Raw genomic sequence first — 18,170 nt, 5'->3', positions numbered from 1 at the left:
GGGGTTTAAGATTTACTTTCGTCAAAGATTTTTACCAACATACCTGAATAGGCACCTACTATTGGTTTGGATACGATCATTTCTCCATCCGGTACGTTTTTGAGGACCACGGTTTTATCGGTAAAAAAAACAGGCTTCACATCCATTAAATCTAGAATGGAATCTTTAACAACAAAGATTTGATTATTCTCCAGCAGTAATGATCTATCGATTTCTATGGCGTCGGTCTCTTCTTTAGCATCAAGATTGGCCTCAAGGTATTGGCCTTCTTTTAAATTGCTGCCACTTACTTCTATATAAGCTGTTATTGTTTGTGAATTCTGATCTACCCTACCATTTACGCGAGCAACCTTGCCTGTAAACTCTTGGGTTTTTTCCAAATTGGTGAGACTTACTTCTTTCCCTTCTTTTAAAAAATCTCCATACGTTTTACTTACGGACACTTCCAACTCATACAATCCAGTATTTATGAATTCACCCAGTTTTTGTCCTGATCGCACCAAGGTCCCCTCAGTAACCAAAGCTTCAGTTAAAACTCCATTAAATGGAGCTGAAATCGTATATTTTGCCAAACGTTGCTCTAGGTTCTTTACATTATAGTAAGTGGTTATAATTTCCCTTCCCGTAATAAAGAATTTTTCTTTTTCTGAATCCAATTCAGGTAGTTCAGGAGTGGTCTTCTCTAAATCGAATCCATTTAAGTACTGCTGCCATTTTGGATAAATTTCTGGGTAATCCAACCTTAAATCAGGCATTATGGATGTTAGCAAATTATACAAATTACTCTTTGCAGATTGCACGGATGCATAGTATTCGCTGGCGTCTATCTTAATCAATGTTTGTCCAACAGCATATTTTTGGCCTGTTCGGTACAATTTGCTGCCAGATCTAAAAACTCCTTGAACTTCTGAGTATAGCTCAACACGTTTTTTTGCCTTTAGATTACCATTGGCAGGCACCATTATAGGAACGGTAGCATTTACTACCGTGTCAACAAATACAGTCTTAACCACCTTTTGGGATGGTGATCTTCCATTTTTTTTACTACCTGCAATAAGGCCAGCAAAGTAAAGAGATGCAAAAATTATAATCCCTCCTGCAACTGCCGATATTATGAGCTTTCGCATGTGTTAGTTGGTTTAAACCCTGCAAAGCTATCTCCTACAATTTTTACAATGGTTAAATATTTCATAAAATGCACATAAGAATAGTATAAAAAAAATGGGGATACACGCCTGTATCCCCATAACCAAACAAACTAAATTAATGTTTATTACTCATTTTCATTGTCGTCCTCAAACTTAGTATCAGCCATTCGAGTTTGCTCAAACTGAACATCATTAAATCTAGGATTCAACGATTTATCATCTGTATCAAACACCAAAAAATTCTGTGTATTCATTGTCTGGAGAACATTCAGAGAATTAAACCGATTGTTTTGAAGTTGTAGAATTACCAAACTTCCCAATTGTCCAAACTCTTTTGGAATTTCACCTCCTAGTCGATTGTTGGACAATACCAACTCCCTTAACTGCGCTAATTTTCCAATTTCAGCTGGTATTTGGCCCTCCAACATATTTTCAAATAAACCTAGTGCTTCCAAATTTGAAAGATTGCCTATGGTTTTTGGAATACTCCCTTTTAAATTGTTACTGGATAGATTGAGCTCTTTGAGATTCTTGAGTTTACCAAAGTTTTCCGGGATGGAACCACTTAAAAAATTATTGAACATGGAGAATACCTCCATGTCCTTAAAATTATCAACTCCTTGAGGTATAGCGCCTTTAATTCGATTCATTTCTAAACGGAAAACTTTTAATTTTTCCAGTTTGGTGATGCTATTGGGTAGTACACCTGTAATCTGGTTAAATGCTAGATTTAAATTAGTAAGATGTGCCAAATCACCCATACTTTCCGGGATAACTCCTTTCAAATTGTTCATAAAGAGAGTAATGCCAACTACATGACCATCCTTTAGCTCTACACCTTTCCAAGAATCAACGGAAGCACTTAAATCCCAGGATGAATTCCATTCCTTCCCATTGGTACTGTTATATAAATCCACTAGCGCAGATTTTTCGTTTGGAGTAATCTGTCCACTAACAAAGGGAATACCAGATAAAAACATCAAACTACAGAAAAAAATGGTTGCTCGAATCATTTATTACTTATTTTATCGTAAAGAATTTACCTACAAATAACAGTAAAGAAGAATTATCTTACAAATTTTATCGACGAACACACCCAGTTATGTTGTGAATACTTAAAATAGTGTTGTATAAATTTTTGAATTAATGCCTTACCGTAGTGATTCTAAGTCATGGGAAAGGCTTTCCCAATCTTCCATCAAAGATTCCAAATCCTTCTTTTTACCCTCATAATTGTCAAAAAAGTTTGGTTTTGCAATAGTTGAGTCATAATCCAACAGCAAGTTATGATCAATATCCGCAATCTCCTTTTCCAATTGTGAGATCTTTTTTTCAACTCCACTGAGTTTATTTTTTAGGGACTTTTGTTTTTTTTGGGTTTTATAGTCGTTTTCTTTGCTTTTTTCTTGAGGGGCATCTTTCTTTTTAGGTTGATCTCCCTTCTCAACGCTTCGAAAATCCTCCATCTTACGTTGTTCAAGATAAAAATCAATATCCCCTAAATATTCCTTTATGCCACCTCCTTTAAACTCATATACTCTATCCGTTAACCCTTGGAGAAAATCCCTGTCGTGAGAAACCAAGATCAGGCTTCCTTCAAAACTCTGAAGGGCTTGTTTTAAGACATTTTTAGATTTAATGTCCAAATGATTGGTAGGTTCATCCATAATGAGAACATTAAAGGGCTGTAAAAGCATTTTGGCCAAGGCCAATCGGTTTCTCTCACCTCCAGAGAGTACTTTTACATATTTGTCCACATCATCTCCCCTGAATAGAAAAGACCCTAAAATATCTCTTACCTTGCTTCTATTTTTTTCATTGGCAGCATCGATCATGGTGTCCAAAACCGTTTTGTTACCATCAAGATATTCGGCTTGGTTCTGTGCAAAATATCCCAACTCTACGTTATGTCCCATTTTTAGGTGGCCCTGATAATCCAGTTCCCCCACCATAATTTTAGCCAGCGTTGTTTTTCCCTGCCCATTTTGACCCACAAAAGCTGTTTTACTACCACGCTCAACCATTAGGTCAATATCTTCCAATACTTTTTTTGAACCATAGCTTTTTGAAACACCTTCCAGTTCAGCAACAACTTTCCCCGGGTTCACAGAGACCGGAAAACGAAGGTTCATTACGCTATTGTCTTCTTCATCTACCTCAATGCGTTCCAATTTGTCCAATTTTTTGATAAGGGATTGTGCCATGGAGGCCTTACTGGATTTCGCTCTAAATTTTTCAATTAATCTTTCAGTCTGCTGAATTTGTTTTTCTTGATTCTTTTGGGCACTTAGTTGCTGCTCCTTAATTTCTTTTCGTTGTACCAAAAACTGGGAATAAGGTTTGCTGTAGTCATAAATCCTGCCCAATGAAATTTCTATTGTTCGATTGGTAACATTGTCCAGAAACATTTTATCGTGTGAAACAATAACAACGGCGCCGGGAAAATTTCGTAGAAACTGTTCGAGCCAAATAATCGATTCGATATCCAAGTGGTTCGTAGGCTCATCCAGTAGAAGTACATCGTTGCTCTGAAGCAAAAGCTTGGCCAACTCAATACGCATACGCCATCCTCCAGAAAAAGTATCAGTCAACTTAGTAAAGTCCTCCCTTTTAAAACCGAGACCAAGAAGTACTTTTTCTGTATCTCCTTGATAATTGTACCCTCCCAAAATTTCATATCGGTGGGTTATATCATTTAAATCGACCATTAGTTGATGGTATCCATCACTTTCATAATCCGTGCGCTCCGCCAATGCAGTATTTACCTCATCAAGCCTAAGCTCGAGCTCCTTAATTTCCGAAAATGCCTGATAGGACTCTTCCAATACTGTTCTACCTTCCTCAAAGTCGATATCCTGCTTAAGAAATCCTATTTTTACATCTTTCTCCATAGCTATGGCACCTTCATCCAAAGGCATTTCCTTAGCCAAAAGTTTAAGCATGGTGGACTTCCCAGCACCGTTCTTTCCTATAAGACCTACCCTATCCCCTCCATTGAGACGAAATGATATTTCTTCAAACAGGTATTCACCTCCAAAGGCTACTGAAAGATTGTGAATGTTTAACATTATATGTGACCTTGATTACAATACATTAGAAATCGAATTTATACTTTTGTACAAAAGTCCTGCAAATGTTAAAAAAAGGAACCAAATTGTACAGTATTTTAACAGGAAACTGTCCAAGATGCCATGAAGAGAGCATGTATGAGAATTCAAATCCTTATACCCTTTCCAAAATCTTTGATATGAATGAAAGATGCTCCCATTGTGGTTTAAAATATAAGATAGAGCCTTCTTTTTTTTACGGAGCCATGTATGTTAGCTATGGTGTTGGTATTGCTTTTGCAGTCGCAGCTTTTGTAATTTCGTTTTTGTTCATAGGCACTTCTTTAATTACTTCCTTTATTTCGATTGTTGGTACCTTGATTATTTTTATGCCCGTAATCATAAGGTTATCCAGAAATATTTGGATAAACTTCTTTATTAAATACGACCCCAATGCAGTAAAACAGCACAAAGAAGCTGTTAAGGGTTAATTTTGGTAGTATTTTTTAGTGAACCTTGCAATATCCATTTCAGGGTGCAATGCTATGTTATTTTCAATATAGTCATACAATTGGCCTGAAGCGTATGGAGCAATAAGCACACCTCTTGATCCAAAACCATTTAAAACATAGATATTTTTATGTTTTGGATGTCTCCCTACCAACGGTCTACGATCTACAACTGTTGGTCGAATTCCCGCAATATGATCAATAATTTCAAAATTACATTTTAAAAAAGTCTTTAGTTTTTTAACAAGTTCAAGTCTAGATTCCGCTGTGGGTACATTGGTTTTATCTTTCCATTTGTAAGTAGCTCCTACCAAATACCTGTCTCCTTCCATTGGAATGGTGAAAACGGATGATTTGATCACATTTTTTTCTCTATAATCCGGCGCATGAATGATCAACAACTCCCCTTTGGTGCCGTTCATGGGTAAATACCCAAAATAAGGGTCTCGTTTAAGCCCGTAACCACAAGCAAAAACAATGTTTTTGGCGGTAAGAGATTTATAGGACACGTGTTCATTCTCATTCGTAAAGGATTTAAAATCGAAAGTTTCGGCATGCAGTCGGTCCTTTTCTTTCAAATATTTTCTATAGCACCGCACCATATTACCTGTATCAATCCTACCGGTATATTTTACTTTGCCAAAGCCGTGGGATGCATCGATTTCATCATTATTATTCGGTAGAATCTTGGTGGATAGAAAATAATCCAACTCAGGGCGGTCGGCTGCTACAAACCATGCGTTCTGCTCTTCCACAGATGCAAATTTTCGCAAAACTGGAAGTTCACTATCTAATTTTATGCCCAACTTATCCTCCAAATGCTGGTAGAATGGCTTGGCCAACTCCAATTGTTGTTTGGCTTTCCAAGCCATGGTAAATCTTTTCAATATTACGGGGTTGTACAATCCTCCCGCTACTTGAGAAGCTTTTTGTGACTCATCGGTGATTACTTTAAAAGTTTTACCTTTTTTCTCCAAGGTTTCACAAAAAGAGATTCCTGCCAACCCCAATCCTACTACTATATAATCCAACATAGTACAAAATTAGGCATCCGATTCATTTTATTAACACTAAAGCTTCAGTTTTAATAAAAAAAAACGCCGCACATAGTGCGGCGTTTTTGCTGTATTGAATTGGATTTTTTATGAACAATTAATATGCCCACATATCTTGTTCCCTGTCTCTTATATCCTCTTTGATTCTTTGAGCTTCCAAGAGCTGGAACAATGCATTATCAAAAATGTAGTCTTTTATTTCACGATCTTCGTGAACATTTTCTTCCTTGTAGATAACACCATTGAAACGACGCGCATTTAACAGTGCATCAAAAGATATAGGTCTTGCAGAGTTACGTTGGTTGTATACTTTGGCATCGTGTAAAATTTTACGCGCCGCAGGATACCACACCCAGAACAATTCTACTTTGTTCTGCCCTGGATCAACAGACTCATCATCGATAAAGTTTACATCGGGTGCAACGGGTGCAATTCCCAATAATCGAAATTTAAGTTCTCCTTGTCGCTTATCGAAAAACCAAATTCCTTTTATACGGTACTCTTCAATATCTGCTGCGGTAAGATCCCTTTTGTTAATAAACTCAGGGGAAACCTGCTCACCAGCATTTACTTGTTCGTACCCAAGGTCCGTGGTATCCACTTTGCTCAAGGTTGCCGAAAGGTCTTCCAACTTTCTCTTTTCAGTAAAGTAGGAGTCTGCATAAACCTCTGTAAGGTTTCCATTTCTGATGTTCTTCATCAAAACGTGGTACAGCGACCTTCTGTCTTTCCCAATACCTACGGTATCAGTCGGGTAATACAATGGAAAGTTAACTCGCTCATCAAGATCAACGATTTCCCAAACGGTCTTGGACCAAAGGATATCCCTATCATCCACATAACCGTACTCTAAAGGTTCATCGGCATCTTGCTCTATCTGAGCTTGGGTTTTTTTACCTATATCTTCGGGCAACTTGGCATTTAAAATGTTTGCCTGTGCCATGATTGATACAGGCAGTATGCCCAACAATCCAATTAACAATGCGTTTTTCCAATTCATGATCACTTGTATACTTTTTATACTTCTTAGTTTGTAAGCTCAACCACAACCGGAGATACTTTTTTCAACTTGTAGCTCTTGTTGTTTGTGATGTAAGCTTGGATATCGAATATCTGCACAGACTCTCCTCTACCCGCTCTTCTAAGTGCGGATTTGGCTCTGGCATCCAATTTATTTCCTTTTACTACTACGGTAGGTTGACCTGGTACTTTGAACTTGAATTCAGCTACAGCAAGGTTCAAGTCAAAATCAAAGTCTTCCAACATAGCACTAACTGTTGCAATTTCAAGGTTTTTCCTAGGCATTTTAATGCTTCCGGATTCTCCACGAACGGTACCACTTGGCCTTGGAATATCCTTAATACGGAACTCAGACTTAGTACTGATTCCTTTACCATCTGGCAAAGTACCAGAAGCTGTAATGGTCACAGATCTACCTGTACCTGGGTTCATAACATAGTTACTACCACTTCTTCTGCTTAAACCAGAAGCTGAAGCTGTCACCTTGTTATCAGGAATACCTGGAATTGATATCGTCATTGGATTGGCCACACCTCGGTAAACCACGTTCATCTTATCTGCAGAAATAACTGCTGCATTTGGCATAGAGATGGTTGCAAAAGTGTTGTTCACTTCTACTGGTACCTCTTGGCCATCTTGCATGTACGTCATGGTTCCTGTGATTGTATGATCTCCTGGAGTACCGGCACTGATCAACATTTTGATTCCTCCTGCTTCCAATTCGTAGTCCTTACCTTCGGTCAATGGTCTTCCGTCCAAAGTCAACTCTGCCTTTACAGGAGTAGAAGTCCTGTCAGTTTTGCTAACAATAATCTTACCTGTATATTTTTCTCCTGCATAATAAGCAGTTTTAGGTGCATCCAATGCACTGGCGAAATTTGTTAAGGATACTGCTTCTGTCAACTCACCTTCCAAAAGGGTTTTAAGCACCTCTTGCTCAGTAGTTTTGATATCTGCCTGCAACTGTGTCAACTTTGTTAAAGAGGCTACCAGTGGAAATCCTTCGTAATGATAGTTGATCCAATCTTGGCGAGTACCATCCCTAGTCTCTACTTTACCATCGTCTTTTTTACCATCATTGGTAGCAAAACGGGTATCTACAGCCGATTTCAAACTTTCAAACTCATCTGCTGGCAATGCATTGATCACGCCATCACGATAGTTGTTAATGAAGCCCATGAACTCTTCTCCGGCCGGAGTCAATTTATCTCCTTGCCAGAATTTTTGGTCCAAATAATCCGACTTATCCATAACCACATAATCTTTTGGGTCTTCCAAATCTGCGGTCATCTCTTTTTTCAACCCTTCCAAATAACTATAATAAGCATCTGAAAGTTCTTTTATCTGTTGAGCATTTTGGTATAGTTCACCATACTCCTCCGTGTTTTCACTAGCTTTTGTTTCCAAACTGGCCATAAAACTGGTGTTGTTGGAGTCCATGTTAGTGTTGGAAGTTTCGAGCTTTTCGTTCATTAATCCGAAAGCTGCGAGTACTTCCTTGCTCATATTAAGTGCCAACATCGCTATGAAGATCAAATACATAAGGTTGATCATCTTCTGACGTGGTGTTTGTTTTCCTCCTGCCATGTTTTTCTAATTAGATTTAATAAATAATTTGATTTGGTTTGTTTTCTGTTGATTAAAACCTCTAATTAGATTTTACCGCCCATAGCAGTAAGCATACCTCCGTATACTCCATTCAAAGAAGAAAGGTTAGTTGCCAAAGACTCCATTTGGTCTTTCAAAGCACCTGCATTCTGAACTACTTCCTCGTTTATGGAAGCTTGTCTGCTAGCACTTTCCAATTGAACTTTGTACAAACTGTTCAAAGATTCCATTTGAGCTGCAGCATGAGACAATTCCTCAGAGTATTTTTTAGTGTGCTGAATGGCGTCCGTAGTTGGAGTAATATTCTTGGCAGCACCTTCAAAACTTTTGATACTTTCTCCCAAGTTGGCAAAAAGATCAGAATCGATTTTTGCTTCTTTAAGAAGGTTATCCAATTTTTTAGAAAGTAGTCCTTCAGTTTCTTGAGCATCTTTAGCTTCTTGTTTTCTAGAAGCATCCGCCTCACCACCGGCCAATTCCGGATATACCAAAGACCAATCGAATTCATCATCTACTGGTTCAAATGCAGAGATGGCAAAGATCAATGCTTCTGTAATAAGTCCAATAGCAAGAAGAAGTGATCCTCCTAATTTCATAAACCCAAGATCTACTTCCCAGTGAAGAATCTTGAACAATGCACCAATAATTACTACCGATGCTCCTAGCCCGTAGGCCATATTAAATAGCTTTTTTGTTGATTTTGACTGCGCCATAATTCTAATTTTAATTAAGTTATATAAATAAGTATTTGGTTACTGGTTTTACTTGTAATTTATATAATGTTCCCTTATTCTTTTTTTATAATCCACTTCTTCCGTCGGTAGAATCTTCTTCTCCCATGTAATCCTGAACGGTTCTAAATCCGATATAGCTTCTTGCGGAATCCTGGTATTCATAATCTCTTGTACTTACCTGAAGAAAATATGCTACATCTTTCCAAGATCCTCCACGGATTACTTTTCTTTGATTATCCTGTGAACCGATGTTCGGGTTCATGGTAGACAAATATTCGTAAGCGCCGGGGTCAAAACTTGAGTTTGTCCATTCTGAAACGTTTCCAGCCATATTATAGAGGTTATAATCATTAGGCTCGAAAGATTTCGCCTCTACCGTATACAAGGCCGCATCGGCTGCATAATCACCACGTTGTGGTTTAAAGTTGGCCATAAAACATCCTGTATCACTGATTACATATGGACCACCCCAAGGATATGAACCTCCTTCGATACCACCTCTGGCCGCATATTCCCATTCGGCTTCGGTTGGCAATCTAAATTGGTTAACAAACTGCTTTCCACGACTTTTTTGATCATCGTTCTTAAATTTTGTTCTCCAGTTACAGAAAGCTTTTGCCTGCATCCAGTTTACCCCTACTACAGGATAATCACTGTAAGCATCGTGCCAAAAGTAATCGTTGTGCATTGGCTCATTGTAACTATATTCAAAATCTCGAATCCATACGGTGGTATCTGGATAGATTTCAAGCTCTTCTTGCTTGATAAAATCCTTTCTGTTACCAGTTCTTGCTCGGGCAGCCGCCTCGATATCCATCCAACTGTACTTATACTTGATTTTGGTTACATCAACACTTCTCAATCCATTGTAACTTTCTTCTTCTGGAAGGTATATAGAATCCATTATCTCAGAGTAATACTCATCAGGATATTCGGAAGTATCCCACACAAGGTCTACATCCTTATTCAATGACCTTCCTTCATATCCAGTCTCTCCAAGACCAGCATAATTATCAAGCATATACTTATCGTATGCCGAAAGTTCAGTTGTATCGGTATCCTTAAAGGCATACTCACCTATACCTTCATCTTCCGGGCCAATGCCCAACTCGTCGGCCAAAATGGCCAACCTTGTCCTTACAATGGAATCCTTGACCCACTCCACAAACTGGCGGTACTCACTATTAGTGATTTCCGTATCATCCATATAAAAGGACCTTACGGTAACCGTTCTTGTGGGAGCGTTCAATACTTTTGCCTGATCCTCTTCGGCCTTACCCATTACAAATGCGCCACGGGGAATCAGCTCCATCCCATAAGGCTTTTCTGGATGCCATTTTTTTCCCTGGACCCCAACTAGTTCACCTTTTGATCTTGATTTAGAGCCACAACTGGTAAGCAAAAAAACAAGTGCTATAGATGAAAAGAATAGCTTTCTCATACTTTAGGTTAAATTATTCGATTCAAGATTTACAACTGTACTACACAAATTCATTACTCTCAAAACTGATTTTTGATTAAATTATTGTGCAAACACAATTAATGGTCAAAAATAAATTTAATTAGTTCAAACCTTTTCTATAAGCTTTGAACCACCTTTCAGGAATGGTCTGGTTGCAAGCATCCAGATAGTCCTCTTCGGTGCAAGGTAATAACGCCACCGAATTTGTTTTAGTATGTTCTACTAAAATTGTTGGTACTTCTACCCACCAGCGTTCTGTGACATGACTTTTAAAAAAGATAAGTTCTTCCGTGTCCGTGGGTACAGTAAATTTAGTGAAGTCTTCATTCTTAGAGCTAGGGTATTCTTTTATCCTAAAACTCAGCCCCTCTATAAAATACCAAATGATCTGGGCAATCATTTGAAATGTTTGATGTGAATTTTCCCCTTCGTAAATCCCAAACAAAGAGACTTTATCACTTATACCGGCATAACGGGCAATGGCACATATTTCCCTTCCGGTAAAACCGTTCGGGGAAAAGTTTTTGGTCATTCCCATTTCACTTGCCCGTACTGCACGTAAATCTAGGCTAACAATATCGCTGCTGCGCAATACTGGTTCTGCCAGTTCTATATTCGCTGCAATTTCACCCAACCGATATGCGTCAAAAAAAAGTCGCTCCATCAAATCCTTTTCTTCCTGGGCATTGAAATAACTCTGGTATCCAATATTGGAAAAATTAAAAAGATTGTTAGGCTTATCCGTAATTATCCTGCTCATGTAGGAATGTGATGAGATGAGCTCATCGTCCTCTCCAAAGTCAAAACGACTATCAATGGAGACAAGATTTACCATGTTCTTGATTTTATCAAAAGCACGATATGTTGGGAACGTAATATCTTGAGTAAGTCCCAATACGATAGGTATAATATTTTCTTCAAGAAGTCCCGCCACGATTTCCTTGACTACAAAATAGGTGTCTTCAACTGTATCTCCTTCTTCAACATCACCAATATCGATAATGTTGGAATTCCAATTGCCCATCATTAAGCGGTAGAGTTGAATACGAACTTCGCCTAAATCAAGTTTTTCAGGCTTTTTTTCAAATGCATTTCTGGACTCCATTACACCAAAAATGGCTACATCGGCATGAGCAAATACCGGAAGTCCATCCCTTTCTGTGTGCATATGGATGTTTTTGCCCAATGCTTGTTCTGGCAACAATTCGGAATGCGCCAATACTTTGTCCTTGACCGGAACCAGAAAATCGAAGGCCATACTATTTCTTAGCTTTTGCTTTTGTTTTGGCTTTTTTCTTTGGTGATTTCTTTTCCAATAGGGCCTGCGCCTCTTCCAAAGTTACTTTTGTTGCATCAACATCTTTGGAAATCTCTACTTTGACCTTACCTTTAATAATATTATGTCTGCCCCAACGGGCTTTTTCTATCCTAATTTTTTCTTCGGGCCATTCTTGAATCAATTTCTCGGCCTCCTTTTTCTTTTTGGCCTCGATCAATTCAGCAATATCCCCTTCGGACAGATTATCAAAGTCATATTTTTTGTTCACATTGATAAACATACCGTCCCATTTGATAAATGGACCAAACCTGCCTTTACCTTTGGTAACATCCTTTCCTTCATAAGCCGCAATCGGCGCATCTGCCTTTTGCTTTTCTTGGATTAGTTCTATGGCGCGATCCATATCCACATCGAAAGCGCTTTCGCCCTTGGCCAGTGAAATAAATTTTTTGCCAAATCTCACATAAGGACCATACCGCCCAACATTTGCTTCGACCTCTTCTCCTTCATAAACCCCTAACTTTCTAGGTAGCTCGAAAAGCGTCATCGCTTCATCAAAAGTAATTGTTCCTAATGATTGATCAGGAAGTAAACTCGCAAACTCTGGTTTTTCTTCATCGTCCACAGTGCCAATTTGCACCATTGGTCCAAAACGACCCAATCTTACGGAAACCTGTCGTCCTGATTTTGGGTCCGTGCCCAATATACGTTCACCACTGGCACGTTCAGCATTTTCTTGTACTTCCAAAACGTTGGGATGAAAATCTTTGTAGAAATTTTTCATCATTTCTTGCCAATCTTCATCTCCCGAGGCTATCTCATCAAAATCTCCTTCTACTTGAGCAGTAAAATTATAATCCAAAATTTGAGTGAAATGGGTCACCAAAAAATCGTTTACGATCATCCCAATATCGGTCGGGACAATTTTTCCCTTCTCTGACCCCACCATTTCGGTCAATTGTTTATCTGAAACTTTATCGTTTTCAAGTACCAACTGAATATATTTACGTTCGGAACCTTCTACGGTACCCTTTTCCACATAACCCCTGTTTTGGATAGTGGAGATTGTTGGTGCGTAGGTGGAAGGTCGGCCAATGCCCAATTCTTCAAGTTTCTTCACCAAAGAGGCTTCAGAATAACGGTAAGGTGGCCGGGTAAATCGCTCGGTCGCTGATATGAACACATTTTGAAGTGGCTCCCCAACACTCATTGCCGGTAGCATTCCTTCTTGTTCCTCACTACCCTCTTCATCATCGGTTCCTTCCAAGTATACTTTTAAGAAACCATCAAACTTAACCACTTCCCCGTTTGCAGTGAATTCTTCGTTATGGCTGCTTGCTTCTATTCTAACATTGGTCCGTTCCAACTGGGCATCGCTCATTTGCGAGGCCAGGGTACGTTTCCAGATAAGTTCATACAATTTTTCCTGGTCGCGCTCCAGCTGTGGCGACTGTAATTTCATATCGGTTGGACGAATGGCTTCGTGAGCTTCTTGGGCGCCTTTGGATTTTCCGGTAAAATTTCTGGTTTGACTATAGTTTTCGCCGTAGTTTTCCACAATGGCATTCTTTGCCGCAGATAGTGCTTCTTTAGAAAGGTTAACACTATCCGTTCTCATATAGGTAATAAGACCTGCCTCATACAACCGCTGTGCCACTTGCATAGTTCGACTCACCGAAAAATAAAGTTTTCTTGAAGCTTCCTGTTGCAAGGTAGATGTAGTAAATGGTGCAGCCGGAGATTTCTTAGCTGGTTTTTTGGCCAGTTCGGAAACTGAAAAATCCGCACCTATGTTTTCTTTTAAAAATTTCTCAGCAGCCTCCTTAGTAGGAAAAGATTTATTCAATTTGGCGGCAAAGGCGTTTCCACCATCTGTTTTAAATTCCGCTTTAACCCTGAACGATGCTTCTGGTGTAAAACCATCTATTTCCCGTTCTCGCTCCACAATAAGTCGAACTGCAACAGATTGCACACGACCTGCAGAAAGACCGGGTTTAATCTTTTTCCACAAAACCGGTGAGAGTTCGTACCCCACCAAGCGATCCAACACCCTACGGGCTTGTTGTGCGTTTACCAAGTTGTAATTAATGTCCCTCGGGTTTTCAATTGCTTTTTGAATTGCCGATTTGGTAATGGAGTTAAAAACAATTCGTTTGGTCTTGTTTTTATCCAATTTCAATTCTTCGGCCAAATGCCAAGAAATAGCTTCTCCTTCGCGGTCTTCATCACTCGCCAGCCAAATAATATCTGCTTTTTTTGCCAGGTCCCGAAGTTTTTTCACCAAGGCTTTCTTTTCCTTGTCAACGGTATATTTTGGCTTAAAATCATTTTCCACATCTACCCCAAGTTCTTTGGACGGAAGATCTGCGATATGACCAAAACTCGACTCCACTTGAAAATCTTTTCCTAAAAATCGTTCAATGGTCTTAGCCTTGGCAGGGGACTCTACAATAACTAAATTCTTTGGCATGCACTGGGTTTTGTGACAACAAAAGTATATTAAAATTTAAACATCAGCATTCACTGGTTTTCTTTTAACGGTAAAATAAACCAACAATAAGCATTTTTGTAAACTCTCATCAACACCAATTCTTAACCAATTTAAACATCCATGGAAATTCCCACCGCCTCTTTATAAATAAAGTAGAAAGGTATTTTACTGAACATTGCGGTAAATAAAACTCCAACCAAACACAAAACAACTCCAAGTTGGGAGACTAGCCCCGCTACAAGTACCAATAGAAATATCATTAACCAATTTTTATTTCCAAGCGCAAAACTGGCTTTTACTATTTCCATGGCGGTAAGTTTTTTGTCAAAAGCAAAAAAGGCAGGAAACAATGACATAGGTACGACCAAATATATATTTCCCAGACCACAGGCCAGTAGTCCCAACATAGTCAGACCCATCATTATTAAGGAAAGGATAAGAGCTTTGGTCAAATATGCTTTTTTAAAGTAAAAAAAATAATCATCCTTTCCTGATTCGTTCAGATCATATTTTCTGCATATCCGCAAAAAAGCAGCATTCAAACAAATAGCAACCATCATAACACCTACAAAAACTATAGGTATTATTAATGCCATCAATCCCGCAAACGCCGGAGGCATGTTATTACTTTCAAAGACATCTGGATTGCTTATTCCCATGATAATCATTGGGAGGTATATCAACAAATAAAAAGGTAAGATGGCCGCAAAGGTAAATACAAGGGTAAGGAACCCTTGAAGCCAAACTTTTTTGAACAGCTCAACAGAGTTATTGAACACAGTTCCGAACTCCACTGGGGAACTCAGCTTAATTCTTTCCAAAATATTAGAGAAATTCATCTTTACGTACAGTTTGTTTTACTGCTTGAAGGTAACACTAACAGGTGATTTCGCAATAAATTCTTAAAAATTACTGCCAAATTGTCACTAGACTTTAATAACCTTTATATTTGCACCCCATTGATACATTTATGATTGAGGAAAAAAGCGTGGAAAAAGTAATAGACGAAAGCCAACAAGGAAGCACCCTATCGCTGGAAAAAAACGAAAATAACGGTAGAAAGCTGTACATTGAAAGTTATGGCTGCCAGATGAACTTTTCCGATAGCGAAATCGTAGCGTCCATTTTGGCGAAGGAAGGTTTCAATACCACCCAAAATTTGAATGATGCCGATTTGGTTTTGGTCAACACTTGCTCTATTCGGGAAAAGGCTGAACAAACCGTTCGCAAACGTTTGGAAAAGTTTAATGCTGTAAAAAGAACAAAACCAAATATGAAGGTTGGTGTTTTGGGATGCATGGCGGAACGATTGAAAAGTAAATTTTTGGAAGAGGAAAAAATAGTGGATATGGTAGTAGGACCAGATGCCTACAAAGACCTGCCCAACCTTATCCAAGAAATAGATGAAGGTAGAAATGCTGTAAACGTTATTCTTTCCAAAGATGAAACCTATGGAGATGTGGCGCCTGTTCGATTAAACTCCAACGGAGTCTCCGCTTTTGTTTCCATAACCCGTGGCTGTGATAACATGTGTACTTTCTGTGTAGTTCCTTTTACCCGAGGAAGAGAACGTAGCCGCGACCCACAATCCATTTTGGAGGAAGTGAACGACCTTTGGGAAAGAGGATTTAAGGAAATCACGTTACTGGGGCAAAATGTGGATAGTTACCTATGGTATGGCGGTGGTTTAAAAAAGAATTTTGATCAAGCTTCGGAAATGCAAAAAGCAACTTCTGTAAACTTTGCAGGGTTATTAGAACTTGTAGCACAGGCCCAGCCCAAAATGCGTATCCGTTTTTCAACATCAAATCCGCAGGACATGACCTTAGATGTTATAGAAGCCATGGCCAAGCATCGTAACATATGCAAATATATCCATCTGCCGGTACAAAGTGGAAGCAATCGCATCTTAAAGGCAATGAACCGTTTACATACCAGAGAGGAATACTTTGAGCTTATAGACGACATTAGAAAAATTATTCCCGATTGTGCCATTAGCCAAGATATGATCACAGGCTTTCCAACAGAAACCGAAGAAGACCACCAAGACACCTTAAGCTTGATGGAATATGTGAAATACGATTTTGGTTTTATGTTCGCTTATTCCGAAAGACCCGGAACATTGGCCGAGCGTAAAATGGAAGATGACGTCCCGGAAACAACCAAGAAAAGGCGTTTGCAAGAAATCATTGAAGTGCAACAAAAGCACAGTCATTATCGTACCCAACAACATTTGGGCAAAACCGAGGAGGTACTTATTGAAGGAGCTTCCAAAAAATCTGAAGCCCACTGGATGGGCCGAAATTCACAAAACACTGTTGTGGTTTTTCCAAAGGAACATTACAACGTTGGGGATTTTGTGAATGTAAAAATCAACGAATGCACCTCGGCCACCCTAATCGGTGAGGCTGTTGGGTATTCAGAAAACAATTAATAACCTATTAATTATACACCTCCTGCTTTTCCAAGAGTAGTAGGGAATGTGTAATTTAAAAAATAAGATTCCAGCGAAAGCAGGAATATCAGCGTATGGAAAGTGTACAATCCATAAAACAACGGTTCGAGCTTATTGGAAACGATGTTAAACTCAACCGGGCCATAGAAAAAGCCATACAAGTTGCACCTACCGATATTTCGGTATTGGTAACTGGAGAAAGTGGTGTGGGAAAAGAATCCATACCAAAGATCATCCATTCACTCTCCCACCGTAAACATGCCAAATATATCGCAGTGAACTGTGGTGCAATTCCCGAGGGAACCATAGATAGTGAATTGTTCGGACACGAAAAAGGTGCTTTTACCGGAGCTACCCAAACCCGTAGCGGTTATTTTGAAGTAGCAGATGGCGGAACCATTTTTTTGGATGAAGTCGGAGAACTTCCACTTACCACGCAAGTTCGATTACTTAGGGTATTGGAAAACGGAGAATTTCTAAAAGTTGGATCCTCTCAAGTACAAAAAACCGATGTTCGCATTGTTGCGGCCACCAACATTAATATGTTCGAGGCCATTAAAAAAGAAAAATTCAGGGAGGATCTGTATTATCGGTTGAGCACAGTAGAAATCCATTTGCCTCCACTGAGGGATCGACGGGAAGATATCCATTTGTTATTCAGAAAGTTTGCTTCGGATTTTGGGCAGAAATACAAAATGCCGACCATCCGCCTAGAAGATGATGCTGTTAGTCTGCTCCTAAAATATAGGTGGCCAGGAAACATCCGCCAATTACGGAACATTGCGGAACAAATTTCTGTTTTGGAAGAAGAACGAAGTATTTCTGCAGCTACGTTGAACAGCTACTTACCTAATGCGAACAGTTCCAACCTACCTGCCGTGGTGGAGAATTCCAAAAAAGAAGGGGACTTTAGCAATGAACGGGAAATTTTGTACAAGGTCCTTTTTGATATGAAAGGTGACTTGAACGACCTCAAAAAATTAACCTTGGAACTCTTAAAAGACAATGACCCCAACAAAGTTCAACGGGAAAATGAAGGGTTGATCAGAAAAATATATGGAAATCAAGAAGAGGAAGACATAGAGCATGAGGAAAGTTCCACTTCGGAATTGCTCCACCTCCCAGAACCTATTATGGAAGCATCAGTGCCAAGTACTGTTCAGCAACAGCCTGAGGATCGTTATCATTTTGCGGAGGAAATTGAAGAAGAAGAAACCTTATCTTTACAAGAAAAGGAAATTGAACTGATTAAAAAATCTTTGGAGCGCAACAAAGGAAAAAGAAAAGCGGCAGCAGCGGAACTTGGGATTTCGGAAAGAACGCTCTACAGAAAAATAAAACAGTACGATCTTTAGGTTACAT

General features: G+C 39.1%; 14 protein-coding genes. 3 read left to right on the top strand and 11 right to left on the bottom strand.

Annotated elements, in window-relative coordinates:
* Positions 1-5 precede the first annotated feature (5 nt).
* The 3 genes from MWU56_RS13310 to MWU56_RS13300 form a co-directional block, all read right to left on the bottom strand.
* On the bottom strand, positions 6-1,127 hold the full coding sequence (locus MWU56_RS13310) for an efflux RND transporter periplasmic adaptor subunit (RefSeq protein WP_247045062.1): 1,122 nt from the start codon (positions 1,125-1,127) through the stop codon (positions 6-8).
* A 146-nt stretch (positions 1,128-1,273) separates the two neighbouring features.
* Positions 1,274-2,161, bottom strand: a complete 888-nt coding sequence (locus tag MWU56_RS13305) for a hypothetical protein (RefSeq protein WP_247045061.1) — start codon at positions 2,159-2,161, stop codon at positions 1,274-1,276.
* 138 nt (positions 2,162-2,299) lie between these two features.
* Positions 2,300-4,216 (bottom strand): ABC-F family ATP-binding cassette domain-containing protein, encoded by a 1,917-nt coding sequence (locus MWU56_RS13300; RefSeq protein WP_247045060.1) that lies wholly within the window; start codon positions 4,214-4,216, stop codon positions 2,300-2,302.
* Between the two features lie 65 nt (positions 4,217-4,281).
* On the opposite strand from MWU56_RS13300, the gene MWU56_RS13295 reads away from it, so the two are divergent.
* Positions 4,282-4,686, top strand: coding sequence for a DUF983 domain-containing protein (locus tag MWU56_RS13295; protein WP_247045059.1), 405 nt, complete (start codon positions 4,282-4,284; stop codon positions 4,684-4,686).
* Here MWU56_RS13295 and MWU56_RS13290 read toward each other — a convergent pair.
* The 8 genes from MWU56_RS13290 to MWU56_RS13255 all read right to left on the bottom strand — a co-directional run bounded on the left by MWU56_RS13290 (position 4,683) and on the right by MWU56_RS13255 (position 15,192).
* Positions 4,683-5,738 carry an NAD(P)/FAD-dependent oxidoreductase gene (locus MWU56_RS13290; protein ID WP_247045058.1) on the bottom strand — a complete coding sequence of 352 codons (1,056 nt, stop codon included), beginning with the start codon at positions 5,736-5,738 and terminating at the stop codon, positions 4,683-4,685. The genes MWU56_RS13295 and MWU56_RS13290 overlap by 4 nt on opposite strands.
* Before the next feature lie 118 nt (positions 5,739-5,856).
* Positions 5,857-6,759: a gliding motility protein GldN gene (gene gldN / locus MWU56_RS13285; protein WP_247045057.1), complete on the bottom strand. Its 903-nt coding sequence runs from the start codon at positions 6,757-6,759 to the stop codon at positions 5,857-5,859.
* A gap of 26 nt (positions 6,760-6,785) precedes the next feature.
* Entirely contained in the window at positions 6,786-8,366 is a 1,581-nt protein-coding gene (gldM, locus tag MWU56_RS13280) for a gliding motility protein GldM (protein WP_247045056.1), read from the bottom strand.
* Between the two features lie 65 nt (positions 8,367-8,431).
* A complete protein-coding gene (gene gldL, locus MWU56_RS13275; RefSeq protein ID WP_247045054.1) occupies positions 8,432-9,100 on the bottom strand; it encodes a gliding motility protein GldL in 669 nt (222 codons plus the stop codon).
* 85 nt (positions 9,101-9,185) lie between these two features.
* Positions 9,186-10,562 carry a gliding motility lipoprotein GldK gene (gldK, locus tag MWU56_RS13270; RefSeq protein WP_247045052.1) on the bottom strand — a complete coding sequence of 459 codons (1,377 nt, stop codon included), beginning with the start codon at positions 10,560-10,562 and terminating at the stop codon, positions 9,186-9,188.
* A 121-nt stretch (positions 10,563-10,683) separates the two neighbouring features.
* Positions 10,684-11,841, bottom strand: coding sequence for a formimidoylglutamase (locus MWU56_RS13265; RefSeq protein ID WP_247045050.1), 1,158 nt, complete (start codon positions 11,839-11,841; stop codon positions 10,684-10,686).
* Between the two features lies 1 nt (position 11,842).
* Positions 11,843-14,332: a type I DNA topoisomerase gene (topA, locus tag MWU56_RS13260; protein WP_247045049.1), complete on the bottom strand. Its 2,490-nt coding sequence runs from the start codon at positions 14,330-14,332 to the stop codon at positions 11,843-11,845.
* A 131-nt stretch (positions 14,333-14,463) separates the two neighbouring features.
* The gene (locus MWU56_RS13255; protein WP_247045048.1) at positions 14,464-15,192 is read right to left on the bottom strand and encodes a hypothetical protein; all 729 of its coding nucleotides are present in this window, start codon (positions 15,190-15,192) and stop codon (positions 14,464-14,466) included.
* A 149-nt stretch (positions 15,193-15,341) separates the two neighbouring features.
* Between MWU56_RS13255 and miaB the strand changes: the two genes are divergently transcribed.
* Together miaB and MWU56_RS13245 are read left to right on the top strand one after the other, a co-directional pair.
* Positions 15,342-16,787, top strand: a complete 1,446-nt coding sequence (gene miaB, locus MWU56_RS13250) for a tRNA (N6-isopentenyl adenosine(37)-C2)-methylthiotransferase MiaB (protein ID WP_410548944.1) — start codon at positions 15,342-15,344, stop codon at positions 16,785-16,787.
* 95 nt (positions 16,788-16,882) lie between these two features.
* Positions 16,883-18,163, top strand: coding sequence for a sigma-54 interaction domain-containing protein (locus MWU56_RS13245; protein WP_247045046.1), 1,281 nt, complete (start codon positions 16,883-16,885; stop codon positions 18,161-18,163).
* Positions 18,164-18,170: the final 7 nt, after the last annotated feature.

Origin of the sequence: Allomuricauda sp. F6463D, from assembly GCF_023015965.1 — a bacterium.
GTDB lineage: Bacteria > Bacteroidota > Bacteroidia > Flavobacteriales > Flavobacteriaceae > Flagellimonas.
Note: the sequence above shows the minus strand (reverse complement) of the source record. Positions and strands in the feature narration are given on the sequence as shown.